Origin of the sequence: Bradyrhizobium mercantei, assembly GCF_001982635.1 — a bacterium.
In the GTDB taxonomy this organism is placed as follows: domain Bacteria; phylum Pseudomonadota; class Alphaproteobacteria; order Rhizobiales; family Xanthobacteraceae; genus Bradyrhizobium; species Bradyrhizobium mercantei.
In genome coordinates this window covers 92,145-117,598 of record NZ_MKFI01000009.1, presented here as the reverse complement: position 1 = coordinate 117,598, position 25,454 = coordinate 92,145, and the positions used below count along the sequence as shown (strand labels likewise).

At 59.8% G+C, this 25,454-nt stretch carries 23 protein-coding genes and 3 pseudogenes; 13 read left to right on the top strand and 13 right to left on the bottom strand.

Going from position 1 to position 25,454, the window contains the following annotated elements; genetic code table 11:
* The first annotated feature begins 4 nt into the window (after positions 1–4).
* The 9 genes and pseudogenes from BI327_RS35405 to BI327_RS42060 all read left to right on the top strand — a co-directional run bounded on the left by BI327_RS35405 (position 5) and on the right by BI327_RS42060 (position 7,626).
* Positions 5–1,660 (top strand): thiamine pyrophosphate-binding protein, encoded by a 1,656-nt coding sequence (locus tag BI327_RS35405; RefSeq protein ID WP_210191243.1) that lies wholly within the window; start codon positions 5–7, stop codon positions 1,658–1,660.
* A gap of 411 nt (positions 1,661–2,071) precedes the next feature.
* The gene (locus BI327_RS35400) at positions 2,072–2,440 is read left to right on the top strand and encodes a hypothetical protein (RefSeq protein ID WP_076865992.1); all 369 of its coding nucleotides are present in this window, start codon (positions 2,072–2,074) and stop codon (positions 2,438–2,440) included.
* Between the two features lie 19 nt (positions 2,441–2,459).
* The gene (locus BI327_RS35395; RefSeq protein ID WP_076865991.1) at positions 2,460–2,762 is read left to right on the top strand and encodes a helix-turn-helix domain-containing protein; all 303 of its coding nucleotides are present in this window, start codon (positions 2,460–2,462) and stop codon (positions 2,760–2,762) included.
* Between the two features lie 480 nt (positions 2,763–3,242).
* Positions 3,243–3,434, top strand: a complete 192-nt coding sequence (locus BI327_RS35390) for a hypothetical protein (protein ID WP_076865990.1) — start codon at positions 3,243–3,245, stop codon at positions 3,432–3,434.
* 235 nt (positions 3,435–3,669) lie between these two features.
* Positions 3,670–4,026: pseudogene (locus BI327_RS35385) on the top strand (AMP-binding protein); the annotation flags it as partial.
* A gap of 38 nt (positions 4,027–4,064) precedes the next feature.
* Positions 4,065–4,244 carry an AMP-binding enzyme gene (locus BI327_RS43815; RefSeq protein WP_394329908.1) on the top strand — a complete coding sequence of 60 codons (180 nt, stop codon included), beginning with the start codon at positions 4,065–4,067 and terminating at the stop codon, positions 4,242–4,244.
* 461 nt (positions 4,245–4,705) lie between these two features.
* Positions 4,706–5,635: a TauD/TfdA dioxygenase family protein gene (locus BI327_RS35375; protein WP_076865987.1), complete on the top strand. Its 930-nt coding sequence runs from the start codon at positions 4,706–4,708 to the stop codon at positions 5,633–5,635.
* 466 nt (positions 5,636–6,101) lie between these two features.
* A complete protein-coding gene (locus tag BI327_RS35370) occupies positions 6,102–6,743 on the top strand; it encodes a DUF938 domain-containing protein (protein WP_245335027.1) in 642 nt (213 codons plus the stop codon).
* Between the two features lie 514 nt (positions 6,744–7,257).
* Positions 7,258–7,626 (top strand): hypothetical protein, encoded by a 369-nt coding sequence (locus BI327_RS42060; RefSeq protein WP_143271751.1) that lies wholly within the window; start codon positions 7,258–7,260, stop codon positions 7,624–7,626.
* Between the two features lie 172 nt (positions 7,627–7,798).
* On the opposite strand, the gene noeE is transcribed toward BI327_RS42060, so the two are convergent.
* From noeE to BI327_RS35355, 3 genes and pseudogenes are all read right to left on the bottom strand, one after another.
* Positions 7,799–8,959 carry a nodulation protein NoeE gene (gene noeE, locus BI327_RS41410; RefSeq protein WP_089025693.1) on the bottom strand — a complete coding sequence of 387 codons (1,161 nt, stop codon included), beginning with the start codon at positions 8,957–8,959 and terminating at the stop codon, positions 7,799–7,801.
* A gap of 513 nt (positions 8,960–9,472) precedes the next feature.
* A pseudogene (locus BI327_RS35360) lies at positions 9,473–9,733 on the bottom strand (transposase); the annotation flags it as partial.
* Positions 9,734–9,764: 31 nt separating this feature from the next.
* Entirely contained in the window at positions 9,765–9,959 is a 195-nt protein-coding gene (locus BI327_RS35355) for a hypothetical protein (protein ID WP_076865984.1), read from the bottom strand.
* 1,021 nt (positions 9,960–10,980) lie between these two features.
* Here BI327_RS35355 and BI327_RS43375 point away from each other — a divergent pair.
* Positions 10,981–11,130 carry a hypothetical protein gene (locus BI327_RS43375; protein ID WP_245335026.1) on the top strand — a complete coding sequence of 50 codons (150 nt, stop codon included), beginning with the start codon at positions 10,981–10,983 and terminating at the stop codon, positions 11,128–11,130.
* Positions 11,131–11,287: 157 nt separating this feature from the next.
* Here the strand turns inward: BI327_RS43375 and ccoS are convergent, their stop codons facing one another.
* The 10 genes from ccoS to tssA all read right to left on the bottom strand — a co-directional run bounded on the left by ccoS (position 11,288) and on the right by tssA (position 21,569).
* Positions 11,288–11,455, bottom strand: a complete 168-nt coding sequence (gene ccoS, locus BI327_RS35345) for a cbb3-type cytochrome oxidase assembly protein CcoS (RefSeq protein WP_076865982.1) — start codon at positions 11,453–11,455, stop codon at positions 11,288–11,290.
* Positions 11,455–13,641, bottom strand: coding sequence for a heavy metal translocating P-type ATPase (locus BI327_RS35340; RefSeq protein ID WP_076865981.1), 2,187 nt, complete (start codon positions 13,639–13,641; stop codon positions 11,455–11,457). The genes ccoS and BI327_RS35340 overlap by 1 nt, the downstream gene beginning before the upstream one ends.
* A gap of 11 nt (positions 13,642–13,652) precedes the next feature.
* Positions 13,653–14,153 carry a FixH family protein gene (locus tag BI327_RS35335; RefSeq protein ID WP_076865980.1) on the bottom strand — a complete coding sequence of 167 codons (501 nt, stop codon included), beginning with the start codon at positions 14,151–14,153 and terminating at the stop codon, positions 13,653–13,655.
* A gap of 15 nt (positions 14,154–14,168) precedes the next feature.
* A complete protein-coding gene (gene ccoG, locus BI327_RS35330; RefSeq protein WP_076865979.1) occupies positions 14,169–15,626 on the bottom strand; it encodes a cytochrome c oxidase accessory protein CcoG in 1,458 nt (485 codons plus the stop codon).
* A gap of 96 nt (positions 15,627–15,722) precedes the next feature.
* Positions 15,723–16,595, bottom strand: coding sequence for a cytochrome-c oxidase, cbb3-type subunit III (gene ccoP / locus BI327_RS35325; protein WP_076865978.1), 873 nt, complete (start codon positions 16,593–16,595; stop codon positions 15,723–15,725).
* A 6-nt stretch (positions 16,596–16,601) separates the two neighbouring features.
* Positions 16,602–16,766, bottom strand: coding sequence for a cbb3-type cytochrome c oxidase subunit 3 (locus BI327_RS35320; RefSeq protein WP_076865977.1), 165 nt, complete (start codon positions 16,764–16,766; stop codon positions 16,602–16,604).
* Between the two features lie 10 nt (positions 16,767–16,776).
* A complete protein-coding gene (ccoO, locus tag BI327_RS35315; RefSeq protein WP_076865976.1) occupies positions 16,777–17,511 on the bottom strand; it encodes a cytochrome-c oxidase, cbb3-type subunit II in 735 nt (244 codons plus the stop codon).
* A gap of 8 nt (positions 17,512–17,519) precedes the next feature.
* Positions 17,520–19,346 carry a type VI secretion system contractile sheath large subunit gene (gene tssC / locus BI327_RS41200; RefSeq protein WP_083742339.1) on the bottom strand — a complete coding sequence of 609 codons (1,827 nt, stop codon included), beginning with the start codon at positions 19,344–19,346 and terminating at the stop codon, positions 17,520–17,522.
* Between the two features lie 36 nt (positions 19,347–19,382).
* On the bottom strand, positions 19,383–19,874 hold the full coding sequence (gene tssB / locus BI327_RS35300) for a type VI secretion system contractile sheath small subunit (protein ID WP_076865975.1): 492 nt from the start codon (positions 19,872–19,874) through the stop codon (positions 19,383–19,385).
* Positions 19,875–19,904: 30 nt separating this feature from the next.
* A complete protein-coding gene (tssA, locus tag BI327_RS35295; protein WP_076865974.1) occupies positions 19,905–21,569 on the bottom strand; it encodes a type VI secretion system protein TssA in 1,665 nt (554 codons plus the stop codon).
* A gap of 1,527 nt (positions 21,570–23,096) precedes the next feature.
* On the opposite strand from tssA, the gene BI327_RS35290 reads away from it, so the two are divergent.
* From BI327_RS35290 to BI327_RS43370, 3 genes and pseudogenes are all read left to right on the top strand, one after another.
* The gene (locus tag BI327_RS35290; protein WP_076866113.1) at positions 23,097–23,786 is read left to right on the top strand and encodes a response regulator; all 690 of its coding nucleotides are present in this window, start codon (positions 23,097–23,099) and stop codon (positions 23,784–23,786) included.
* Between the two features lie 69 nt (positions 23,787–23,855).
* Complete coding sequence (locus BI327_RS35285) at positions 23,856–25,187, top strand: type II and III secretion system protein family protein (protein WP_083742357.1); 1,332 nt, start codon at positions 23,856–23,858, stop codon at positions 25,185–25,187.
* Positions 25,147–25,350, top strand: a pseudogene (locus tag BI327_RS43370) (IS21-like element helper ATPase IstB); the annotation flags it as partial. The gene BI327_RS35285 and the pseudogene BI327_RS43370, both read left to right, overlap by 41 nt.
* Between the last annotated feature and the right edge of the window lie 104 nt (positions 25,351–25,454).

The window sequence follows — 25,454 nt, the reverse complement described above, 5'->3', positions numbered from 1 at the left end:
ATCGATGTCCAAGAAAGATGAAACCGGTATGCAAGACACCAAGGTCGCGACGATCGTCGTCAACGCCCTACAGGAGATTGGTGTCAAATACGTCTTTGGCGTGCCGAGCGGCGGATGGATCGACTACATGGAGGCGCTGCGCAAGGCCGACGGTATGGAGTTTATTCTCGCGACCCACGAGGGCGGAGCCGCGATGATGGCCGACGTTTGCGGCCGGCTTAGCAATGTGCCCGGGGTCTGCTTCGGAACGTTTGGCCCGGGCGCCACCAACCTGTCGACAGGCGTCGGCGAGGCTCTGCTGGACCGCTCCCCGATGATCGCGCTTACCGACGAAATGCCGGAATCGATGCGCGGCCGCACCACGCAAATGGGCATCGATCATCAGGCGCTTTTTGCCCCATTGACGAAGAAGACCACCCGTCTGCGCGCTGACTCGGTCAAGTCGATCCTATTCGACGCAGCGACCGTCGCGCTCAGCGGTCGCCCTGGGCCGGTGCACGTAGGCCTTCCAGTCGGTCTTTCTGCGGAGCAGGCTAGCGCCGAAAACATCGCATTCAAGCGACCACTAGCAAAGGAAGCCGCAAGACCACAAGTTCTCGACCAGGTGGTGCAGCAGTTCAATCAAGCAAAGAGGCCGCTTCTTGCGATCGGCCTCGGCGCCGTCCATGCCGGTGTGCGGACCGAGATTACCGAGTTCGCACACAAGCATGGGCTGCCCGTGGTGCTCACGCCCATGGCCAAGGGAATGCTGCCAGAGGACGATGCGTCCTATACTGGCGTACTCTTCCATGCGCTGAGCGACATGGTTGGCATCACCCATCAGGAGGCCGACCTCGTGATCGCCGTCGGGTACGACCCTGTTGAATTTAACTACGAATCCTGGCTCTCGCGGAACGCCACTCTCGTCAACTTGGACGTCGAGCCTGCCGATATCGACCGCAATATCTACAAAGTCGGTGCTGAAGCTGTAGGCGACATTCGCTCCTCCCTGAAACGGCTGCTCGAGGTTCCGCCAAAGAAGACCGACTGGGATATGGACGCCATGGCCATGCGCCGGGCCGCCATGTTCGCCAAGCTGCAACCGCTCGATCGTTCATTTGGACCGAAGGGCGCACTGCAGGTTCTCCGTGAAGTTTTGCCGAGCACTGGCATCATGACCTGCGACGTTGGTGCCCACACACATCTGATCGGCCAGCTTTGGCCAACGCCCGCCCCTGGTCTGCAGATAATGACCAACGGTTGGTCAACCATGGGCTTCGGTATTCCCGCCGCCATCGCCGCCAAGCTTAGTTGTCCTGACAAGGACGTGTGTGCGGTTGTCGGGGACGGTGGCTTCCTGATGACGGCCGGCGAACTGGCCACGGCAGTTCGTTACAAATTGAAGATCGTCGTTGTAGTGCTCACTGACAACGATCTCGCCCTGATCCGCATCAAGCAGGAAAAGAAGGGCAATCCAATTTATGGCACACCGGTGCGCGAGACAGGCACGATCGGCGGGCCCAACATATTCGGTGTTCCTGTCCTCGTGGCCCGCGATGCCGTCGAACTTCGTGAGCAATTGCGTGCGGCATTTGCTGCAGATGGCCCCGTTGTGGTCGAGGCTCTGGTCGACAGCCGCGAGTACGACAACCTCGTACTGAAAAAGGATAAGCCGGCATAGCGAATGCCCTCCATTAGGGAGACATCCGGAGCTTCGCCTATGTCCTATGTGGCAGCCGGACCATCGGACTCTTTTTATCAATCCAAACTCGTTTGGATCGAAATCCGCCGTCGCCAGCGGAGCTGAGCAAGGCCTCAGCAAAATGGCTACCACCCCTGTTGGGGCGTTCCTCCCTGACTGCCGAGGTCTCAGAAATGAGATCTCGGCAATTTTTCCAAACAACTGCCGATACCGAGTCCCGATATCTGGCGACAACAAGCATCCGACACCGAGCGCGGCATTTTCGATCGACCTTCCCAGGTCTGATATCCGGAAGCGCTCGGCCTTGAGTCGCGTGCACTTGGTTACAACGATGAGATCACAATCGACAACGACGCGAAGATCGGTCCGCACTTCGTGTAGCGGTGGCCTATGCGTGCCGTAATCGAAACCGATGCCTATCAGAGATCGGCAATCGCCGCAGGTCTATCTGAGGCGGAGAGACTGAAGATCTCCAGCTACATCTCAAGCAATCCGACAGCCGGAGAAATCATGCTGGGCACCGGCGGCGCCCGCAAAGTTGCGTTTGATGGAAGAAAAAAGAGTAAGCGCGCCATCTGGCGCGTCATAAGATATTACGCTGCAGAAGACATTCCGATCTTCCTACTGGATTTGTTCGCGGAAGGCGATGTTGTCAATCCAACCAAAACAGAACGGAACGAGTTGAGGGAGGTACTCGCTTCGTTGGTGGACGAGTATCGGGCGTCCACAAGGGATTCGGCTGCGTTGTTGAGAACATAGCAAGCAGGATAGCACCGTCATGACGAAGGCAGGCAGGAGGCTTCTTGATGCCGCCCGGGAGGCAGTCGCAATTGCAAAGGGAGAGAGGACGCCGGCGCGCATTAACGTTCCGCCGGAGATCGACGTTCAATCGATCCGGTCGAGGCTTGGTCTTTCACAGGAGGAATTTGCCGCAAAATTTGGATTTACGTCCAGTCAAATCAAAGACTGGGAGCAAGGTCATTCGCGCCCCCTAGGGAGCGAGCGTGCCTACTTAATGGTTATCAAGCTGAACTCTCAGGCAGTTCTCGACGTATTTCGAGACGCCTCCAAGAGCACATAAGCGCAATTGCCATAGTGGTGGAGAGCTCACCCCACCGGGGGAGGGCCTGCATCTCCACCAGATCGCATGCGAGTTGCGGAAATGGTCGTTTGCCGGCCTCGAAAAGCGTCTGCCAGAGAGATCATCTCGGTCAAGCAAATCACCGACGCAGCATAGTTCGATCCTTGACCCATACGTTGTTTTCCGGAGCCCTGTCGCCGCGATTGCTAGCGGCTTTGCGTCGTGCGCCAATTCATTTTTGCGGTACGGATCCGACGCGCTCGGCGAGCGACGAGTCCTACTATGCACTCTTAAAAGAAGGCCGCGGCCGAGAATATGACCGCTCATGCCGCCGGCGTGATAGCTGTGCCGACGACGTTGCTGCCCTATCCTCCAGGACACTGGTCCTTCGGGAATGCAACAAGCAACGTTCCGAGAAGCTTCACGGTTGGCTAACCCGCGTGAGACCATGTTCATTACGCCTGACGAAGTGGTGCAGCGGTGCCGCAGCAGGTCAACCACATCGTCAACACCTACAAAGGCCTGATATCGGGGGGCAAAAAAGCCAACCCGTTCGTCGTCGCGTTTGCCAAGGTGCAAGTCTACACGATGGTTACCGAGGAGACCGGCATCGGCAGCATCGGCAAGGTTCCGACGTCTGTAACGCCGTCGAGGTCAACTGCATTAACCTGATGCAGTTGATCGTCGCAGAGGACTGGGTGTTATGCGACCCTATGTTCACCGATCGATCCACGAGCAACAAACACCAGACTGACTGCACCCATAGGTATTCGCTGGGCCCCCCGAGCCACGCTTCTTAATCAAGTTACTCAAGGCGCATAACAAATCATCGCAGCGGTTGTCATGAGAATAAGCCCGAAGAATGAGAAACCAATGGCATTGACGTCGAGATACGGAGGAGCAGCGCTGCACCACATCAGGCCGCCCGCTGCCGGGGCTCGAATTTAAGATCCTGGATCCCGTTGGCCGCAAGGAGCAGGCTGACGGCGTCGAACGCGAAATCGCCGTCCGCGGCTACACCGTCATGCGCGGTTACTTCCGTGATCCGAAGGCTACCGCCGCGGCGATCGACGATGGTTGGCTGCTCACCGGAGACCGCGGCTTCCGCCGGCCGGATGGCTTCCTCCAGTTTCTCGGCCGGTACAAGGAGATGCTCAAGGTCGAGGGTGAGAACGTCTCACCCGCCGCGCTCGAGACGGAGTTTCTGGCCCTAGTACCGTCGATCGGACAGGTCGCGGTGGTCGGCGTCCCCGCCCCCGTTTGATCGAGGTGCCCTGCGCCCATGTCGTGCTCAAGCCGAGCATGGAATGTTCGGTCGAGGACGTGAAAGCCCGCTGCAAGAGCAAGATCGCCAGCTTCAAGATTCCGCACTATGTCGTACCAGTCGATCCCCTCCCGATGACCGCCTCGGGCAAAGTGCAACGCGTTCTTCTCCGAGATCGAGCGAAGCAGGAGCTAATCTTCGTTTCAGTAAAGGTCTAGCGATCGCCGAGTGCGCGCTTGAAGGTTCCCGCGCCGGTCGAACCAGCCGGCCGGCCGACGCCTATTGGCTGCACAAGCTGGTGGAATATCCATGCCGTTCCATCCCGGCGTCGATGCGACTGATCGAATGTACTGACATCGGCATAAATGTCCTGTCAGGTTTAAGACACAGCACACAAAAGGCGCGAGATTTTTTGAAGCACAGTCAAACGCTGGGCGTGCCTAGCAGCACTGGCATGGTCATTGCTTTCGCGTTAGCAACAGCAATTTTGGGCTGAGAGCATGCAGCACGAAACGATCAATGTTCAGCGCGATTCGTGCGCGGGGACTCATGCCTCGCGCGAAGCACCACCAACGAGCCGCGTGCGGCAGTTTTCGGCAATTTCAATCTGGCGCTCACCTATTCGCGTCAGCTGAATAACGTTGTTCGACTGAGAAACCCGAAGCTTAGAAGTGCCACCATGAGCGAAGCAGCTCTAATCGATAGTATCATTCCGTGTAGCGACGTCGTCAAACGCGCCGCGCGCATCGGTTCTGAAATCAGCAATATCAAGCTCTCGGGTGATTTGCCGAGCCACACGATTGCTGCAATCAACAGCTTGCTACTGGTCCACAAGGCGATCTTCTTCCGCGATCAGGATCATCTCGACGACGCGGAGCAGGAACGCTTTGCTATTCGCTTGGGAAAGCTTGTACCGCATCCGACGCTCGGTACCACAGAGGGAACGACGTCAATCATCGAGCTCGATTCAGCCCGCGGAGGTAGCCGGGCTGATGTGTGGCACGCCGATGGGACGTTCACCGCGGCCTATCCCAAAATTTCGGTACTGCGAGCCATTGTGATCCCACCTTTTGGCGGCGATACGGTTTGGTCGAACACCGCGGCTGCTTACATGGATCTGCCGCTGCCGCTGCAACGGCTTGCCGATGAACTCTGGGCAATCCACACCAACGCTTTCGATTATGCCGGAACGGCTCGTGTCCGCGAAATCGACAAGAAGCATTTTGATGAGGTCTTTACCAGAACCATCTTTGAGACCGAGCATCCCGTCGTGCGCGTCCATCCCGAGACCGGCGAGCGCGCGCTGGTGCTCGGCGATGTGGTGCAGCGCTTCGTTGACATCCCTAAGCGTGACGGCCAGCAACTGTTCGATCTATTCCAGTCCCATATCACGGCACCCGAAAACACCGTGCGCTGGAACTGGAAGGCGGGTGATGTCGCGATCTGGGACAACCGCGCGACACAGCATTATGCGGTCAATGATTACGGCGACCAGCATCGCGTCATGCGTCGCGCTACGATCGACGGTGATGTGCCCGTCAGCGTCGACGGCCGGACCAGTGTGACGCGCCTCAAGGTCACCAAGCAGCCTCTCATGGAGGCCACCTAGCCCCACTCGAATCCATGGAAAGTTCACTCGTGCAGATTCTACCTTGGCGCACATTCGCTGCTTTCTGAATCCGCAGATCGAGCGGTCCGCACGGCGAAGCAAGTTTCTACCTTAATCGCCGCCGCCCCGTCAGCCGCCTTGGGCTAGCCAGCTTGGAACGGACTAAATTCCGCCGTGCCTGCGGAGCTTGGCGGCGCAGGAACCCTTCTCGGAGAGGGAGTTTGGTCTGTCCAAGCTCAAGCAGGATCCGGTGCATCAGCCGGCGTGTGAACGTCGACCACCGGGAGGGTTCGTCCATCAGGATGATTCTCCATTGCGACACGCTTTCGCTCGCCGACGCCGATAAGGATCCATAGATCCCTTCAGGCCGGCCGTGGCGGGCAGGCCGAGCCAGGCACGCGCTCCAACTTGCCCTGAAAGACGAGCCCGAGCCATGTCTTTCGCAATAGAAGAACGGAGTACGCGATTGTCCGACAACAAACCACATATCGATCCGTATCCGCTCAGCCCTTATGCCGCCTGGGCGGGCAACCGCAATAAGGACGCGATCCTGCACTCGTTCGAAGAGCTCTTTCCTACGAAGGGTGACGCGCTCGAAGTAGCGACGGGTGCAGGATTACATATCAACTACCTCGCGCCGCATTTTCCGAACGTTCGGTTTCAGCCTTCCGATTACGATCAAGGCGTTTTCGAGACCATCAAAGCGAAGCGCCTCAAAGGCAATAACATTGCTGATCCCGCTCTGATCGATCTCACGGTCTCGTCAACCTGGCCGAATGCCGATGAGCGGTTCTACGACGTCATCTTCGTCATCAACATCTTCCATGTTGCCTCCCTCTCGATCGCCGAGGGCATTGCTGCGCTTGGCGCAGAACTCCTGAAACCATCCGGCTTCATCGCAATCTATGGTCCATTTAAGCTTGACGGGAAATACACCACGCCGTCGAACGAGGCATTCGACAGAGAGATCCGAGCGGCCGGCGTGCCCGAATGGGGTCTCAAAGACGTGCGGGATATTGAAAGGGAGACCCGGACGCATGGGCTAGCGCTCAAGCGGCAATTGGATGTTCCGGCCAGCAATTTCATTCTGCTCTTTGGTAGATCCTGAACGGCGGCTCAGCATCTCCAGTGTATGGCGCGCCTAGTCCCGTCATTTCGCACTCATGGCGCCTTCTAGACCTATCGAGTGCCAGACGCTTGGCGATGAATGACTACCGGCTGAGAGTTCGCGACGAGCGCAGGCGTGCAAGGCCCAGGCATGCCGATCGTGCCAACCAGACTCAGCACCTCTTGTTGGCGCGTTTCATTGGCTAGTTGCTCGGGCGCAAGTGCGGCACCTTGGCAAATTCAGGTCGGTGCCGCGTTCTGCTGCGATGAGATTGCATCGTTCATCAAGGCGTTGAGCGAGCATAACCATTCCAATCATCGACATGCAAAGAATGATCAGGACTCATCCAGATCAAGAATATGTTCTATCAAGACAATCGATTTTACCAGTTTTGGCGAATAGCGGATAGCAAACGTCAGCTTAGACAACTCAGGAATATCCGGATGACGATCGCCCTTCACTCAGGCTTCGAAAAGAATTCTCTGGTGTACACCGAGCATCACTAGGAGGCGCGATGTTGGCGCTCATTTTGGCGAGCGGTACCTGCGGATTACTGCTGGGACGCTATTTCAAAGTCTATGTATGCTTCCCTGCAATCCTGATTTTGATCCCGGCAGCCTATTTTGTCGGGCACAGGGACGGTCTGACGCGCGCAATTCTGACCTTCGTCTTAAGTTCCACTGCTATGCAGTTGTGTTATTTGATTGGCGCGGCGAGCGACCTCATCATTGAACGCTTCCGGCCTCAAAGATCTCGAACCGAGATTTCATCTAACAAGTGCGACACGTGCCCGCGACAGTCGGATGCTTGTGGTGAAGCGCCTGCCTTTGCGGCCATAGCGTCGGAAACAAGCAGCATCGGCACAGCTAACCGTAAGAAGTGAAAAAGAGGCCCGGCTCGCTACAGACGTTCGGGTGCGGATGAAGACTCGAGCCGCACGCCAATTGCGACATTCTTCGGCGTGGCAGCATCGCGCCAGCTCGACCGATGTCAGCTCAAGCCGCCGCAACGTCACCAGCAACGTTGAGACGGTCGTCTCGCGATTAGTGTCCAAGTCACGAATCGTGACCGCCTTTCGCAGCCCTCAACGCGTGCTCCAACTGCGCCGCCATGGAGTTCATCAACCGCAAATGCTCTTCCGTCTTCTCAGCCAGTCGTTGGGCCTCGGAAACTGAGGAGCTCTCTCCAGCTTGCCCTACTCCGCCACTCAGCTCACGAGCGTGAGTGGAGACGCCGAACGACGCGCCTCCCGTACCGCCGCGCAAATCCCAGCAGGTTCGAAACAGTTGACGATACGCTTTGGTTACTGCCGGGCCCCGATCGGCAGTCCCGGCTTGCTGTGCGTACCGAAGGTCCTGCTCATAGCCGAGCTCGATCAAGAGCTCGGTGCCGATCAGATCGGTTACCACCTGCATCTCTTCGGTGCTCAATGCGGTTCGCCAGGCCTGGACTGAGCGGTCATCGATCGCCTTTCTCTCCAGGATCTTTCGATCTCCAAAAGTACTTGGCTGGAAAACGTCGGCTTGCTCCACCTTGGCCGATGCAACGTCCGCAGGATCATAGCCTAGTCCTGCGATAACACGCCGGATTTCCTCGTCGGGGCGCGCCACCAGGTGTTCGTACTGCACAACTTGCGTCTGGCGACGGCCACGCAGCGCGGCGAGCGTCGGCAGGCCCAGAACGAGATCAGCCAGACAGGATATGACAGCAGGCGTAGGCAAGCCCCGCGCGAGATCGGTAAGACAAGATGCGATGGCAGACGGGCAACCTGCAGATAGGAGCGGAATATCCCACGTCGATTTCAGTGACGTAGCAATCGCGTATGGATTACGTATTATGAGGATTCGTGGAGCTTCCGGGTAAAGCGAGTCCAAGAAATCGAGCACCATCCAGTAGCGCGGAGTCTTGTCTATAAAGATGCGCTTGCCCGCAACCGCCAAATATTGGCCATAAGCCGCATCGGCGAGAGCTCGGCTAACGACAGCGCGATCTATCCGGTCCAGGAATTCCGAAGTACCGGCCCCGACCAGTGAGCTTCCCGCAGGGTGACGATGGTCCACCGTGCCAAATGCCTCAAGTGCCAGCATCAGCCAAGGCTCAGGCGGGGACATAATATCTGGATGTCGCTGGAGCAGATGCGCCAGCAGCGTCGTGCCCGACCGAGGGAGGCCAAGAAGAAAGCCGACCGCAGGCGAATGGCTAAGATCCCTACTCATGATAAAAGGCCCCTTTGTCTGCACGAGTGATCAACGCCCCAAGGGACGTCACTCGAAGAAATGCGGCAGCGCCGTTGCTCCCGCCATAGTCACGTGAAAAGCGCTTCACCCACCTTGCGGCCGCACAATGAAATTCGATCGACTTGCTCACTGAAACTTTCGACGCTGCGGTCGGCGCTCCAGATCACACGTGAAGTTGAGGGGCGACTCAATTTGTACGAAGATAAGCGACCAATATAGAAAGGCTTGCGGATACTATACGAAGGTTTGCCCGAGCATACGTGATTACCATATGGGTGCACTTTCCGGTCGACTTACGAGCCGATCGAGCCGCGGGGTTGAACGTCCTAACGAAGCAGCGGTCACGCAGGGGCACTTACTTGGGTTACGCGCCAACTAATCAAATACTGACGGAAGGGAAATGGTCAAAGTCCGCCCTGGCAACAACCACCATTGCGCCACGAATGCGGCCGCGAACGCCGTCGAGCCGGTCCGCTTTCGCCACAGTCACCATTTCTTTTCTAACAGGTCCTTCAGCGCCGCATACTCCAGCATGGCGTCGGCCAGCAGCCGCCTCAACCGCGTGTTCTCATCCTCCAGCCTCTGCAACTGCTTGGCTTCTAACATCTCCATCCCACCGAACTTCGCCTTCCATTTGTAAATGCAGGCATCGCTTACGCCGTGCTTGCGGCACAGATCAGCGACCGAAGCGCCGGCCTCGTGCTCCCCCAAAATCTCGTGGATCTGCTCTTGCGAAAAGCGGCTGCACTTCATGTTCTGGTGCTGTCTTGGGCCAGGACGAACTTCATACTGGGTCAAGCCCGCGTAAGGTCAGGTACCTTCTTTCCAGCGCGCTGGTCGTCGGATTGATAATCCGCGTACAGGTGAAATCTTCAGCCTCTCCGCTGTAGACGTCAGCAATATGGTTCAGGTCGCCGTCGAGTTCGTAAGTCACACTCTGGTGTATCGGGAGGACAAATGACGAGAGAATGGCTTCCATTCCAAAGTCTCCTCCCTGATCAGGAACTGCCGATAAGTCAACGAAATTAGACCAGACGCTGGCAAGGAGTGCGGGTTGGTCACCCTCATACCCTGTAGTTACATTCAGCCGCGGGTCTGGCGCATGGCCGCGCGGCGGGTTCCTAACACTTGACATTGAGATCCTTAGACGGTCCGCTCCACGGAGATCATGACGGACGCAAAGGTTAGCGGCGGCGTCACCTCTCGTCCCAAGCGAAAGCGATCAGCCAATCTGCTTAAATCTGGTCTGTCCTGCTCTGCCGGATGAAGGTCGCCAACGGTCTCCAGCGGGCCATCGCGTGTGGATACGAAGTCGATCAACGACTCCACAGTATTCCCCAACGAGGCCACTCATCCTACTGAGCCTAAGACTTGGGACATTCGCACTCTTTTGTTGCTCGTTAGCCGCCGGCTCAAGAGCCTACAACCTGACGCTACGTGCGTTTCAATCCTTTCGAGACCTCTCGCACGCATATTTCTAGATTCGCCTGTCATATGAGGGGGGCTGACAGCTTGCTGACGCCCTAACATTGCCGAAAGTCCAGACCGGGTGGCGAGTTCCTTCATCTTGCCGGCGAGATTGTCCTGGATGCCGGAACACGTGAGCGCGATCTTTGGGTGTGGAGGCAGCATCACCTCAGCCTCGACACGGCACATCACGGCGAGAAGTCTCGCGAAGATCATAGCGGCACACCGCCGACGGGGCGGTAGGCGGACCGGCCCCTACCCAATCTAGGCCCGTTTGATCGTGCGCCGAGTTAAGCGGTTTCATTCATGTACGTCGGAACCTATTGTTTCGGCTACAGGCGATGGCATCCAAGTGGTGCAAGGTTGAGCTACATCAACAATGTCGACCTCCCTATGTGCGACGATCGGGCCGTCGCTTATCAAGCAATCCGAACCGCATGCGTCGAGCATTCACCTCGTGGTTTCGCCGGCTAATCCTGTTGGGATGGCGGGACGTCGCGTCAGCTCCGTTCGACTGTGCGATCGAGCTGGCCGTGATCGACGACGAACAACATCCGCTGGGCTTCCCCTGCGTCCGACGCGCGGAGGGCTGGTTCGATTTGGGCACGATGCAACCGGTGGCGACGGCGCCGACACACTGGCGCTACTGGCAGCCCGATGTGCCGCCGATGAGCTGTTGCTGACCATGGCACGGCTCGCCTCCATCAGCAGGCTGGTTTCTGTCCTGATCTTGCGGCCGCGTGCCGCACGATCCGGCAGGCGAACCGACTGGACATTGATTCTGGCAGTCGTCTGCACGGCGCTGACCATCGCATCCGCGGCCTCATTGGTGTATTTTCACTATTTGGATCCGCGGTGATCGCTGACCGGCTCGTCGTCCGCGATGGCGCGCCAGGCTGCACCATCGAGATCGTCATATTGTCCGCTCTTCAACGACCAGAGGAAGCCGAGAAGGCCGACAAAGCCGAGCGAGAGAGCAAGCGGTACCAGGATGATCAAAACTTCCATCAGACCGCCTCCCGCGCTCGCGCCCTCAATGCGTTGAGCATCACGATGATCGACGAACCCGACATGGCCGCCGCGGCGATCAGCGGCGTGACCAGGCCGGCGATCGCGATCGGCACGGCCAGCACGTTGTAGATCACGGCCAGCCAGAGATTCTGCCTCATGAGCCGCAGCGCCCTGCGGGACACCTTGACCTCCGCCAGCACCGGCGCGAGGCGCTCGCCGAGGAAAACGGCATCGGCGACCGCCCGGCTCAGATGCGTTGCCGTAACGGGCGACATCGAGGCGTGCGCCGCGGCCAATGCCGGAGCATCGTTCAAGCCGTCGCCGACCATCAGCACCTTGCAGCCTTGACGCGCCAATTCCTCGAGCCGGGCAATCTTGTCGACCGGCGAGACCCCGGCTCGCCATTCATGCACCCCAAGCTGCTCGGCCGCGAGCCGAACCGCTGGCTCGCGATCCCCGGACACGATCTCGACGGCGACACCCATGCGCGCCAACCCGGCCACCACCTCGGCCGCATCCGGCCGCAGCCTTTGCCGAACCGCGAAGGCATATCGGCTGTCGCCATGGCTGAACGCGACGACCGAGGCTTCCGGATCGCGGCACAGAATCTCGTTGGCGAGGTCGTCCGCGCCGCAGAATGACGGGCGGCCCAGACGTATCGGACGGCCCTCGTGAAGACCATGGACGCCTTGGCCCGGCTCCTCCTGGATGTCGGGGAGTGGTGAGGCCGCTCCCGCATAGCGCGCCACTGCGGCAGCCACGGGGTGCCGGCTCGAGAGAGCCAACCGGCCCGCGAGCCTAACAACATCGTCCGGGATCTCTGCGAGGTTCGCGACATCGAGCTCAGGCAGCGTCAACGTGCCCGTCTTGTCCAAGATCACCCGATCGATCTCCGCGACGCGCTCGATCGCGTCGCCGGCATTGAGCAGCACGCCCGAACCAAACAGTGCGCCGGACGCCACAGTCTGCACGGCTGGAATGGCCAGACCCAGCGCGCAGGGACAGGTGATGATCAGGACCGCGATCGCCGTCACGATCGAGTCATGAAAACTCGCGCCATAGGCCAGCCAGCCCAGCATCGTGAGCAATGCGGTCGCGTGTACGACTGGGGCATAGAGCCTTGATGCCCGCTCGGCGAGCCGCAAATAGCGCGAGCGCGCCTGCAGTGCGTGATCGAGCAGCCGCGAAATCTCGTCGAGCAACGTACCGCCCGAGGCCGCAGACGCCCGAACACGCAACGTGCCGGACCGAACCAGCGTGCCGGCGAACACGGCGCTGCCGGGCGTGACCATTGCCGGCAAGGTTTCGCCCGTGATCAGGCTCTGATCGACCTCGGAGCGCCCCTCGATCACATTGCCATCGACCGCGCATCGCTCGCCGGGCCGCAGCAGCACGATGTCGCCCGGCCGGATCGCGGCTGCCGGGACGGTGCGGATCTCGGTTGGACTGATGAATTTCGTCGCGGTCTCCGCCTTCAGGGCCGCGAGGTTGCCGGCAAAGGCGCGGGTGCGCCGCCGCATGTTCTGGTCGAGGTAACGGCCGGCGAGCAGGAATGCGATCAGCATGATCGCCGCATCGAAATAGGCGTGTTCGGCGTGATTAATCGTCTCGATCACCGAGGTCGCCAAGGCCAGCACGATGCCGATACTGATCGGCACGTCCATATTGACACCGCGCGCTCGCAGCGCTGACAGCGCCGACGAGAAGAAAGGCTGAGCCGAATAGGCCGCAGCCGGCAGCACGATCAGCGCCGACAGCCAGTGGAAGAAGTCGCGCTGCTCCGGCAACATGTCCGAAACGTTGCCGGACCACACCGGGATCGACAGCATCATCACGTTCATGGCAGCAAAGGCGGCAACGCCCAGCCGGCGTAACAGCCCCTGGGCTCGCTGCGCTTCCAGCGTTTCGGCATCATCCCGCTCGAACGGATAGGCCTTGTAGCCGAGTTCAGCGAGCCGGCTCACGAACAGCGCCGGTTCGAGGGTGCCTGCCTTCCATTCCAGCGCCAGACGGCTGTCGGTGAGGTTGACGCGGGCTGAGGTGACGTCGGGAATGTTCGAGAGGTTGCGCTCGATCTTGGCCATGCAGCCTGCGCAGTTGATGCCCTCGACCGCGAGATCGAGATGGACGAGCCCGGCTCCGGTGTTCTTCAAATAATGCGAGAAATCGATATCCGCGTGCATGCGGCGCGCCTTCAGTTCAGGACAATGCGGTTCTTCGACAGGAACATACGGCGACCGTCAGCATCGCCCTCGATCACAAGGTCCCACTGCCCTGCGGCAACTCCCTCGGCACGACCGCGATAGCTTCCGAGACCGGCCTCAGTGACCTCGATCGCCCGATCGGCCCGGCGATCGATCGGTCGCTCGAGCCGGGCGACGAAACTCATCCCCGTCAGGGGCGTGCCGGCATGGTCGCGCGCCTCGAGCGCGATCGCGGCAGTGCCATTGGGTCGCCGATCAATGTGCGCCTGGACCTGCCAGTCACGCTCGTTCTGCTGCCGCGCGGCCACGATCTCGCGCTGATAGGCGAGGCTCGCGCTGTAGGCACTGTCGACCTCGGTGCCCGGCAGCGTCGTGATGGCAAGCCGCATCATGACCACGTTGACGCCGATGACCACGGCGAAGAACGCGATCGTCGTGATCAGGACGAAACGTCCGGTGATGGGCCGCGCGGCTGGACTTGAGGCTGCCATGATGGAATCTCGCCGTTACGGAAGAACGAAATGGTCGGTTGCCGAGGCGACTTCGCCGAGCCCGATGTCAGTGATACGGAATGTAACCGGCACCGACTTTTCCGCCCTTTCATCGAACGGGGCGGTCACCAGCACACGCAGTTCGGTGGTGGTGTCGCGGCCAAGGACGATCATCGGCCGGTCCGGCGTCACGGAATCCGCGCCGATGACGTGAAGCTTGGCTTCGGCTGGCCCATCGACGTCGATCGCGATCACACGATCGAAGCCGCGCTTGTTGAGGAATCGCAACGTGTAGCCGTTGTGGGTCGCCCCGTCGCTGAGCCGCACCGCGATCGGGTTGCGGTCGTGCAGCACGTTGACGTCGAGCAGGGTCCGCGACATCAAAGCGTAGAGCATCACCGCGCAGACCACCGTGATCAGGCCGGCGTAGACCACCGTCCGTGCCCGAACCGGCTTGAAGATCTCTTCCTTGCCGGCGATGCGGCGCTGGACATTGATGTCGTTGTCGTATCCAATCAGGCGGGTCTTGCGGCTGACCTTGGTCATGACGGCATCGCAGGCATCGATGCACAGGCCACACTGGATGCAGTCGAGCTGCGCGCCATCACGGATGTCGATGCCGGTCGGACACGCGGCGACGCACTGGTTGCAATCGATGCAATCGCCCGCCTTCTCGCCGAGCGCGCGGATGTCGAACGCCTTCTTCACCGAGCAACGCGGCTCGCCGCGATCGTATTTGTAGGTGACGTTGAGCGCCCATTCATCGGTCAGCGCGGCCTGGATCCGCGGCCACGGGCACATATAGACGCAGACCTGCTCGCGCATGTAGCCGGCCAGCAGATAGGTCGACGCGGTCAGGATCGCGATCCAGACATAGGCGATCGCCGGGGCCTGAAAGGTCGCCAGATCGCGAACCAGGGTCGGCGCATCGGCGAAATAAAGCACCCAGGCGCCGCCAGTCCACCAGGCGATCATCAGCCAGATCGCATGCTTCAGCATGCGGCGACCGGCGCGCTTTGCAGTCATCGGGCCGGCATCGGCCTTGATCTGGGCGCGGCGGTCGCCTTCGACCAGACGCTCGACCGCATAGAACAGATCGGTCCAGACCGTCTGCGGACAGAGATAGCCGCACCAGATCCGGCCACCCAGCGCGTTCATCAGAAACAGGGCGAGCGCTGCGAGCACCAGAAGGCCGGTGAAGTAGTAGATCTCCTGCGGCCACAGCTCGATGAAGAAGAAGTAGAAGCGCCGGTTGGGAAAATCGATCAGCACGGCCTGGTCGGGCGCACCGAGGCCGCGATTCCAGCGCACGAAAGGCAGCAAATAGTAGACGCCGAGGCAGACAGCCATTAGTCGCCATTTGATCGAGCGGAAGCGGCCGGAGACGCCCTGCGGGTATACCTTCTTGCGAGGTGCGTAGAGCGGCCCGTCTTCGTCGGTTATGAACTGATCGGGCGACACGGGCTTGTTCATGGGTTGCTCGAATGAGGCTTTCGGTGAAACCTACATCCCCGCACCAGGTCCGGGTTTGACCTCGGTCAATCATCCCGGACGCCCTCGCGGCGGCAGCTATTTGCCGCCGCCCAACGAGTGCACATAGACTGCCAGCGCCTTGACGGTGACCGGGTCGAGACGGCCGACCCAGGCCGGCATCACGCCGGCGCGGCCGTTGGTGATGGTCTCGACCAGCGTCTCCTCGTCGGAGCCATAGAGCCAGATCTGGTCGGTCAGGTTCGGCGCACCGAGTTCCGGATTGCCCTTGCCGTTGTCGCCGTGGCAGCTCGTGCAGTTCTCGGTGAAGAGCTTTTTTCCTGCCGTGGCGTCGAACTTCGGCGCGATGGAAAGGCCAGACAGCGAGCGCACATAGTTGGCGACAGTCACGATCTCGTCCTTCTTCAGGATGCCGTCGCGACCGAACGCCAGCATCTGCCCTTCATGCGTCTTGGCGTGTCCCGACCGCGCGCCGAATTGGATCGTCTGCATGATCTGGTCCAGCGAGCCGCCCCACAGCCAGTCATCGTCGTTCAGGTTGGGAAAGCCCTTGGCGCCGGCGCCGCCGCTGCCGTGACAGGGCGCGCAATTGTCGGCAAACACGGTCTTGCCGCGCGCGCGAGCCAGCGCCAGCAAGGCCGGATCCTTCTCGATGTTGGCAAGCGAGGCGTTGCCGAGCACTGCCATCTTCTCGCCACGCAGCTTCTCCAAATCGGTAAGGTCGGTCGCGACACTGGCGCGGGTGGAATAGTGGAACAGGCCGGTAGTGTAGCCCGAGACCAGCGGCCAGGCCGGATAGACGACCCAGTATCCGATCGCCCAGATGATCGTCGCGTAGAATGTCAGGACCCACCAGCGCGGCAGCGGCGTGTTCAGCTCCTTGATGCCGTCCCACTCATGACCGGTCGTGCTGCGGCCGGAAACGTGGTCGAACTCGTTGTGCTCGCTCATGATTGGTCAGTCCTCCCGCAGCGGCATCCGGGCTGCGGCATCGAAGAGAGATTTGTTGCGGGGCCAAAGCGCGTAGGCGACGATGGCGATGAAGATTCCGACAAAGACGGGGGTCCAGAGCGTGCCGACCAGGCTCGACGCAAAATTCTCGACTTGAATGATCGCTTTCATGCTGGTGCCCTCAGCGCAGATTGGCTTTTTCGTTGTAGAGCTTGAAGTCGACGAGCGTGCCGAGCATCTGCAAATAGGCGATCAGCGCGTCGAGTTCGGTCGATTTGCCGGGCTTGCCGTCGAAGTTGCGAACCAAGGCCTTCGGATAGCGCTTCTGGAACGCGTCTGAACCCGCACTGTCGGGATCGGTCTGCGCTTTCAGGTCGGCGGCCGCGTTGGCGATCTGCTCGTCGGTATAAGGCACGCCGACCGCGCGATTGGTCCGCAGATGAGCCGCGATATCACTTGGATCGATCTCGGTCTTCGCGAGCGCCGGGTACCCCGGCATCACTGATTGCGGGACGATCGACCGCGGATTGATCAGGTGAGTGACGTGCCAATCGTCGGAATATTTGCCGCCGACACGCGCGAGATCCGGCCCAGTGCGCTTGGAGCCCCACTGGAACGGATGGTCGTACATGCTTTCCGCGGCGAGCGAATAGTGCCCATAGCGCTCGACCTCGTCGCGCAGCGGCCGGATCATCTGCGAGTGGCAGAGATAGCAGCCCTCGCGGACATAGATGTTGCGGCCGGCGAGCTCCAGCGGCGTGTAGGGCCGCACGCCGTCGACCGCTTCGATCGTGCTCTTCAGGTAGAACAGCGGCGTGATCTCGACCAGTCCGCCGATGGCAATGACGACGAGAATGCCGGCGATCAGGATGATCGAGTTCTTCTCAAAGATCTTGTGTCGATTCCAGAAAGACATTGGGCGACCTATTCGGCAGGCTGGAGGGCACCGGCCCCCTCGGTTTCGCTGGCTTTGCTGGCATTGACAGTCATCCAGAGATTGACCGCCATGATCAGCGCGCCGATCAGAAACAGGGCGCCGCCGGCTGCACGGATGATGTAGAAGGGATGCATCGCCTCGACCGACTCGATGAAGGAGTATTCGAGGAAGCCGAGCGAGGTGTAGGCCCGCCACATCAGACCTTGCAGGATTCCCGAAACCCACATCGCGGAGATGTAGAGCACGATGCCGATGGTCGAGATCCAGAAGTGCCAGTTGGCGAGCTTCAGGCTGTACAGCTGGCGATTCCATAGCCAGGGGACCAGGCAGTAGAGCGCGCCGAACGAGACGAAGCCAACCCAACCGAGCGCACCGGAATGCACATGGCCAATGGTCCAGTCGGTGTAGTGGCTCAGCGAATTGACCACCTTGATCGACATCATCGGCCCTTCGAAGGTCGACATGCCGTAGAACGCCACCGACACCACCATCATGCGGAGCACCGGATCGGTGCGCAGCTTGTCCCAGGCTCCCGACAGCGTCATCAGGCCGTTGATCATGCCGCCCCAGGACGGCATCCAGAGCATGATCGAGAACGTCATGCCCAGCGTTTGCGCCCAGTCCGGCAGCGCCGTGTAAGGCAGCTGGGTGCCGAGCTTGTAGTTGAGTTCGGCCGTCTTGCCATCCTGGGTGTTTCCGAAATATTTCGGCCTCTGAACAGAGTTTGCCGAGAAGAAAGCGGCATTGTCAGAGCCCTTGCGCATGGTCAGCGCGATGAACCCCTGTTCAGCAAGCTCGAACTCGCGCCTGTCGGAGATGAGAACCTCCGTCGGAACCTTGCTCTGCAACTGGCCCATCGCCTCATAGGTGTGTAGATTGAGGTTTTCGACCGCCCCGCCCGATTGCGGGCCGATGATGTTCGGACACCAGCGATACTTTGCGAAGCTTTCGGTTAGGCGCGTCGCGAAAGCAAAAGCCGCATTGCCCCACAAATAGTTGTTGGTGTCACCATCGGAGGCCTCCTGATAATTGAAGGCCTTGACCGGAACCGTTTCCGGCCCATAGGGCAAGCGCAGCAGGAAACGCGGTAACGTCAAGCCGAGATAGCGAGCGTCCTCGCTCTCGCGAAATGAATTCCACTTGACGTATTTTGGCCCCTCGAAGATCGATTGCAGATCCTTCAGACTTGCGATCTCCTCATGGCGTTCGACGCCGAACATATCCGGCTCGGCGGATGCAATGACCGGCGCATGTGCCATGGCGGCCGTTGCACTCATGTAGCGCATGAGCTTCACGTCCTGGCTGCCACTGCCAAACTCGTAGGCCGATATCATGGCCGCGATGGGCTGGCCGCCGAACTGGCCGAACTCTGCGCTGTAGACGTGTTTGTACAGGCCGGACTTGACGATCTCCGGGCTGTCCTCGAAATCGGTGAGCAGTTCGTCCTTGCTGACGCTGAGAATTTCAACCTTGATGTTCTGACGGAAATCGGTGCGGTCGACCATGAACTTCAGCCCCCGCCAGGCCGACTCGAGCTGCTGGAACTCGTCCGTATGCAGCACGGCGTCAAGCTGAGCCGAGATCTTGCGGTCGATCTCCGCGATCATCCGATCGATCAGTGCGTTGTTGACCTGCTCACTGGCTCTATTCGGCTTGATGAGTTCGGTAACGAAAGCTGCGACGCCACGGCGAGCGAGGTCGTAACCCTCATCTTGCGGGGTAATCTTGGTTTCGACGAGAATCTGATCCAGTAGCGAAACGTCAGTGGCCGACGCGACGACTTCGGCCGATGATTGTGCGCTTGTATCGGTCATCGTGCCCGCACTCCTAAAGACAGCTTGTTGAACCGCTCACTCGTGCTTACTGGAGAGCTCGGTCAGGAGCCGCGGCCGCGCGCCGTGGTCTTCGAGTAAATTCTGGATGGCCTTGCGAAAACCCGGCACGTTGCCGAGCGGGCTCTTCAGGGCAACCAGGGCCGCGCGCAGTTCGGTCAACATGCGCAGTTCCGGGACCTGTTGTGCGATGCGCTCAGGCTCGAAGTCCTTCAGGCTCTCGAATTTCAGCGACACCGACAACTTGCCGGCCTCTGGCGACTCCTCGAGCTTGTTCTCAGCGCTAATATCCAGACTCAGTTCCTGGCTTTTGACAACCTCGCCGAAGTTGTCCTTGTCGATAGTGACGAGCTGACGCTGCTCAATCGGCCGGTCATCGGCCCGCCCTGTGAAGTCGGCCATAACCAGCAATTTGAGCGGCAACTCGACATCCTCCTTGAGGTTGCCGGTTGCGGGCTTGAATCGGATATTGATGCGCTCCTTTGGAGCAACCGTGCTTTCCTGGGCCATATGAGCTTCCCCGACTTATCCCTGACAAAATCAGCTGCGACCGAGTTGGCTGACGCGAGCGATATCGATGCTTGCCACCCGCCTTCGGATCTGTTCAAGCGCGGCGCGACGAGGAGGCTCGTCAATGAGTTGTGGTGCCTCGGGATGGGTCATCGCGCGATAGCGCAGTTCGGCAGCATCGAGCGCGAGCGCAGGTTCCCAGCTTTCGAGCTTGTGCTCGGCAATAACCTGTTCGAGGTGTTCCAGCAGCGGAATGGCTGTCGTGACGAAGCCGGTCTCGACGCAAAACCGCGCCTGCGCAAGCCGGCCGATGAACCGGCCGCGTTCCGAGGTTGCCCCATCTAACACACCCGACAGCTTCTTGAATGCGGCCTGCGGCTGTCCAGCGACGATGAGCCTGTCTGCCTCGGCAACCGTTGCCCCGACGGGATCCCACCGGTCCGCTCCCCCCATGGTGACCCAGGCGCGCGTTTCCTCGTCACCGAACGGCCGGCCGTCGTTGAACTGAAGCTCCAGGATCCGCGGATAACCTCTAACCAACAGAGCGATCGCGGCGCGCACAGCGGTGGCCGCCGGCTCAAATAACGGCCCCATTTTCTCCAGAGCACTTGCAGCGTGCCGGTGAGCGTCGAGCCAGAACGGTTCCGTCCAGGTGATCTCTTCGGCCATATTCACGACTTCGGCGTGCTGATCGGCCGCAACCTTTGCTTCCAACGCAGCCACGTTATTGCCGGGCGGCAGTATCGTCGTGCGGCCATCTGCATCCGCGGGCAGTTCGTCAAAGCGCATCCACGAGCCTACGCGATTGAGCAGATACACTTTCGGGTCTGCGGGCGAGACGACGCGCCGGGCGGCAGCAGCTTGCCGCAGCATATTGAGCAAACGGTCGATCAAGCCGGCCCAGTCGCCGTCGGTACCAACCGAGACGATTTCACCCGGCGCTGACGGTTGGGCAGCGTCAGCCGGTGGAGAGGATTCCGCCGGCGGCGCGGCGGCCTGCTCGGCAGCTTGGGCCGTCTCAGCCGCACGCTCTGCTGCGGCGGCGATCGCGCGCCTGGCTTCTTCGTAATGCGATTTCAGTGCCCTGAACAAATCCCCCAGAGCGACCTGCTCGCCGACGAGCTTCTGGCTGAGTTCGCGAGCGAGGTCGTCAAGGGCATCATAGGCGGCGAGCACAGCCGGACTATCGGCTTCAGTCGGCGCATTCTCGACTATTGCCGACGTGACGCGACCAACGAGCCACTCGACCGCGCCGACCCGCGCACGTTCCCGCGTGATCGGCGGAAACAGCCCCTCCCAATGCACCTCCACCATGCCGCGCAAAACACCCAAGCCTACGGCGAGACCTTGATAGCCTTCGGTGCGAAACAGGCCATAGGTCGCCCAACAGGCAACCAGAATGTCTTTTGACTGCTTCGACAAAATGTCGAGCGACAGCGCATTGACCGTCCGCCAATCAACCGCAACCGGCCCGTCGAAGTCCATGCGCCGCACCTCGGCATCGAGCCGGTCGAATTCGGCTGACTCGCGAATATGACTGCCGGCAGGTGCAGGACCCGGCACGGGCGCAGCGCCCAGCTGCGTGCGCGCATCGATGTTGGCGCGAGTTGCGATCCAGTAGTCAATCACGGCCACAAAACCATGCACGAGCGCGCAGGGCGATAGATCGCCGCATTGGGACAGCCGACGTCCCATCCGCCGCTTAGAATAAACTGAAAAGCGACATTCTCGTAAGCCACCGCTGCCACTCCTTCAGGTCCTACTAGAGGCTGCTCTGTTTCGCCTGCTTCACATCTTCAAGCCTCGTGCCAATTGCGATAGCTTGATTTGTCAAGCTATTGCTCCGTCGGATGTGTCATCGTCCCGACAACACGTTGCAAGTCCGACATCACAGACGTTGGTGCCTTGTCGCCTGCTCAATGATTAGTCCGCCGCAACCTTTAGGCTCAGGTAAGGCGCGCTTCCATCCTGACTGCTGCCGCGGCAGACCATCGAGAGAATTGTCCCCCGAACATCCCAGGCAACTTCCGCTCCGCACGATTGGTCCAACTGTCGTATCGCTGCTCCCTCAGCGAGCGTGCGAGCTTCAAGTTCCCCAACACATCCACGCAACCTTCTCCACGAAGGGGCTTGAATCGTACCCAGCGTCAGATTGTAAGCTTTCTGACACCGCGACAGAATCTACGGTCGCGCGAACGGGTAGCAAGAATTGCGAATGTCTCAAATGTTCAAGGACTCGCCTCTCGATTCCGCCACTCTTCTCGATCACCCCTCTCGAAGGCTTACTGGCGCATATGCGCCACACAAAGCGGTCACCATCGGCGCACCTGTGAGCGGAATGGGTCGAGCACTTCGAGAACACAGCTGGCGCTCTTCGCTCCGCCCTTACCGAGCGGAAGGCCAATCCAGGTTCAAGTTCGAGATCCGAGCAATCCACCGACGTTCGCCGCGAGAGGCGGAATGCAGACGCCGGAACCGACCAAACTACATGCGTGACGGTGCCGGCTCGGAGGCGGTTTCTCCATTGCTTCGCTGTCCCTGCTGGGATGCAACACTGGGAGCGTTGGACGCTACTGAACGTCGAGATTGCCGGCGTTCGGCACGAATCTCATCGGCGATCGAGCCCTCTCAGGTCTAGCCGATACCGATTGGTCGGTTCGTCCTGAAGTGCGGCCTCTGAGTCATCATCCAACCCCGATGCACAATCTGCCTTCGTGCCTGCGGCACTTACCTTTGCCCGAGCCTAGCGGTAGGGGGTCGACGGCATAGCAAGACCGACCGGGGACTCCCGCCAACAAGGGGCGTTTCAGATGGCCATTTCTCTTGTCAATTCAGCTACAAAGCCGGCCATTCTCCCTTGTGCTTCGGGATCGACGACGGGTGCTGGCGACGTTGATGCTGCTATCGGCAGGTCGATGACCGGACGCACTGCGGCGATTGGCGCGCGGATGCGTGACGTTGCTGCCGCGGCCCTAGGGTCTTTGAATGATTCTAGCCTTCTCCGCGGCGCAGAGTTCGAATTGAACATCGCCCGGGATCCCGCAGACCGTCGCAGTCGCCAATCGGCTGACAATGGATCGGATGGGATTCGCCCCGCTGGCCACGACTACTTTCGATCCCGGCTTCCGACACTTAGCCGGAAGCGACTGTTCTTCAGATTCACCCGTGTTCGACGATGATGCGCTTCAATGGCTTTGGCCTGGCGAGACGAGAGGCGACGAAATGCGAGTTCTCCTGGTTGATCATCACTCAGACTTTACGCGCGCCGTGAAAGGAGCGCTCTTGAATTTCGGTTTCGCCGTTGATGTGACACACACTCTGGATGAGGCGGCGGCCGCTCTGGGTTATGCCCGCTACGACATTCTCCTACTCGAGTTGGGCCTACCGGATGGAGACGGCTTGCAGTGGCTGAAACAAATGAGACGCGAGGGAGGTTCGATGCCTGCCATAATGCTGAGTCGCCTCAACGATCTGCGCAGGCGGATCGCGATTTTCAACGGTGGCGCGGACGATTTCTTGCCAAAGCCCGTGTCTACTGAAGAGCTCATCGCCCGCATGCGGGCCATTCTGCGCCGGTCAACGCAAATGACGACCCCCGTCGTTACATTCGGCAATCTAAATTTCGATCCCATCGCCCGCCAGGTTTCAGTCGGCGGTCGACTGCTAAGCATTGCGCGCCGCGAAGTGGGCATCCTCGAGCATCTGCTCAGCCGTGCTGGCCGCACCGTGCCGCGCGCCTCCCTCGAAGACCGCCTTTATGCGTTCGACAATGAGGTCTCCACCAATGCGCTTGAAGTCGGAATCTATCGCCTACGCACTCTTTTGAATCAGTCGGGTGCGACGCTACGGATCACGACCGCGCGCGGCGTCGGCTACGTCCTTGAATTGAATGTCGTTACTTCAGCAGCATAGTCGATGTATCTGAAAGCAAGGGCTCCCTTGTTCGCTCTTCATAGTGATGTTGGCAGCTACCGACAGTCGATGGTCGGCAGCGCCGCGACGTCTGCCGCTCTTCCATATCTTGCCCTGGCCCTGTGCGCGATCGTTCTGCTGTGTCCCGTCGCAGCGGCAGCTCAGATAAAGCGGGATGGTCGTCAGGGGGCCTCGCCTCCGGCTCCGGCTCCGGACAGCCTCAACGCGACACTCAATCTTTCCTCCTCTCAGGGCAAGACAATTCATCTTCCGGCGCCGGCGGCCAGCATCTTTGTTGCCGACCCGACGATCGCGGACTATCAGGCACCATCGAACACGACCATCTTTGTCTTTGGCAAGAAATCGGGACGGACCAGTCTGTTCGCTTTGAACGACAATGGAGAGGCTCTAGCCGAGCTTCGTGTTGTGGTCACCCAGCCGATAGAGGATCTGCGTGCCACGCTGAAGGCCGAGGTCGGCGACTATCCGATCCAGGTCATCTATACCCCGCGCGGCGCGATCCTTAGCGGAACGGCGCCAAATGCCGACGTCGTTGATACCGCTAAGAAGGTTACAGAGCAGTTTCTCGGTGCGGGTGCCCTGGTCGTCAATAAGGTCCAGGTGGCGGGGTCATTACAGGTTAATCTGAGCGTGCGCGTGGCGGAGGTCTCTCGCAGCGCCCTGAAGGAGTTCGGCATCAACCTCTCTGCGTTGGGCCAAAATGGAGCTTTCTCTTTCGGCTTTAGCAGCGGCAAAGGTGGCGGTTCCGGCGCGGCTGGCGGCGGCGGCACGGCAACTATCGGATTTGGCGCTGGCAGTATGAACGTCAGTGCCGTTCTTGATGCGCTCGCCAGCGAGCAGCTCGCTTCGGTACTGGCTGAACCGAGTCTTACAGCTATGTCCGGCGAATCCACGAGCTTCCTTGCCGGTGGCGAATTTCCAATTCCGGTCATGCAGGACAATCGGCAAGTCTCGGTCCAATTCCGTCAATTCGGAATCAGCCTGGAATTCGTCCCGACAGTTCTCAGCAACAATCAGATCAATGTCCGCGTGAAGCCTGAAGTCAGTGAACTTTCGAAAGAGGGTGAAGTCAAAGTGAACGGAATGGCCGTGCCTGCTCTCTCTACGCGGCGTGCCAACACCGTCGTCGAACTCGCCAGCGGGCAAAGCTTCGCAATCGGCGGACTGATCAGGCGCAACTTCAACACTGACATCGATACGTTTCCTTGGCTGGGCGATGTGCCCATCCTCGGTACACTTTTTCGTTCCTCTTCATTCCAAAAGCGCGAGACGGAGCTCGTTATTATTGTCACTCCCTACATCGTGCGGCCCGGATCGAAGCTGAGCCAGATGAGCGCGCCGACTGACCCACCACTGCGACATCGTCGAGACCGGCAATGATAGCTGGCGATTCAAAAGCCGAGACGATGATCACGCCACCCGCACTCGTCTCGCCTCCGCTATCCCGGCCAGCTCCGACGAGACGAGCGCTACCACCAGAACGCGCCGATCAAAGAGGGTCCTTTTGGATGCCGATCGGGGGTCCCAGTCCAACGCCGATTGACACTTAAACCTTCGAACGAGCCGCTCTCTTCTCATCGGTTTCGGCGTCCGATTCCCAGGGAGGAGCGGCGGTGCGAGACACCAAGGAGCACCGTCTCAAGTTCA

Coding starts and splice junctions, on each gene's coding strand:
- BI327_RS35405 (WP_210191243.1), top strand. CDS start 5: ATGTCCAAGAAAGATGAAACCGGTATGCAAGACACCAAGGTCGCGACG.
- BI327_RS35400 (WP_076865992.1), top strand. CDS start 2,072: ATGCGTGCCGTAATCGAAACCGATGCCTATCAGAGATCGGCAATCGCC.
- BI327_RS35395 (WP_076865991.1), top strand. CDS start 2,460: ATGACGAAGGCAGGCAGGAGGCTTCTTGATGCCGCCCGGGAGGCAGTC.
- BI327_RS43815 (WP_394329908.1), top strand. CDS start 4,065: ATGGAATGTTCGGTCGAGGACGTGAAAGCCCGCTGCAAGAGCAAGATC.
- BI327_RS35375 (WP_076865987.1), top strand. CDS start 4,706: ATGAGCGAAGCAGCTCTAATCGATAGTATCATTCCGTGTAGCGACGTC.
- BI327_RS42060 (WP_143271751.1), top strand. CDS start 7,258: ATGTTGGCGCTCATTTTGGCGAGCGGTACCTGCGGATTACTGCTGGGA.
- noeE (WP_089025693.1), bottom strand. CDS start 8,959: ATGAGTAGGGATCTTAGCCATTCGCCTGCGGTCGGCTTTCTTCTTGGC.
- BI327_RS35355 (WP_076865984.1), bottom strand. CDS start 9,959: ATGGAAGCCATTCTCTCGTCATTTGTCCTCCCGATACACCAGAGTGTG.
- ccoS (WP_076865982.1), bottom strand. CDS start 11,455: ATGGAAGTTTTGATCATCCTGGTACCGCTTGCTCTCTCGCTCGGCTTT.
- BI327_RS35340 (WP_076865981.1), bottom strand. CDS start 13,641: ATGCACGCGGATATCGATTTCTCGCATTATTTGAAGAACACCGGAGCC.
- BI327_RS35335 (WP_076865980.1), bottom strand. CDS start 14,153: ATGGCAGCCTCAAGTCCAGCCGCGCGGCCCATCACCGGACGTTTCGTC.
- ccoG (WP_076865979.1), bottom strand. CDS start 15,626: ATGAACAAGCCCGTGTCGCCCGATCAGTTCATAACCGACGAAGACGGG.
- ccoP (WP_076865978.1), bottom strand. CDS start 16,595: ATGAGCGAGCACAACGAGTTCGACCACGTTTCCGGCCGCAGCACGACC.
- BI327_RS35320 (WP_076865977.1), bottom strand. CDS start 16,766: ATGAAAGCGATCATTCAAGTCGAGAATTTTGCGTCGAGCCTGGTCGGC.
- ccoO (WP_076865976.1), bottom strand. CDS start 17,511: ATGTCTTTCTGGAATCGACACAAGATCTTTGAGAAGAACTCGATCATC.
- tssC (WP_083742339.1), bottom strand. CDS start 19,346: ATGACCGATACAAGCGCACAATCATCGGCCGAAGTCGTCGCGTCGGCC.
- tssB (WP_076865975.1), bottom strand. CDS start 19,874: ATGGCCCAGGAAAGCACGGTTGCTCCAAAGGAGCGCATCAATATCCGA.
- tssA (WP_076865974.1), bottom strand. CDS start 21,569: ATGGGACGTCGGCTGTCCCAATGCGGCGATCTATCGCCCTGCGCGCTC.
- BI327_RS35290 (WP_076866113.1), top strand. CDS start 23,097: ATGCGAGTTCTCCTGGTTGATCATCACTCAGACTTTACGCGCGCCGTG.
- BI327_RS35285 (WP_083742357.1), top strand. CDS start 23,856: ATGGTCGGCAGCGCCGCGACGTCTGCCGCTCTTCCATATCTTGCCCTG.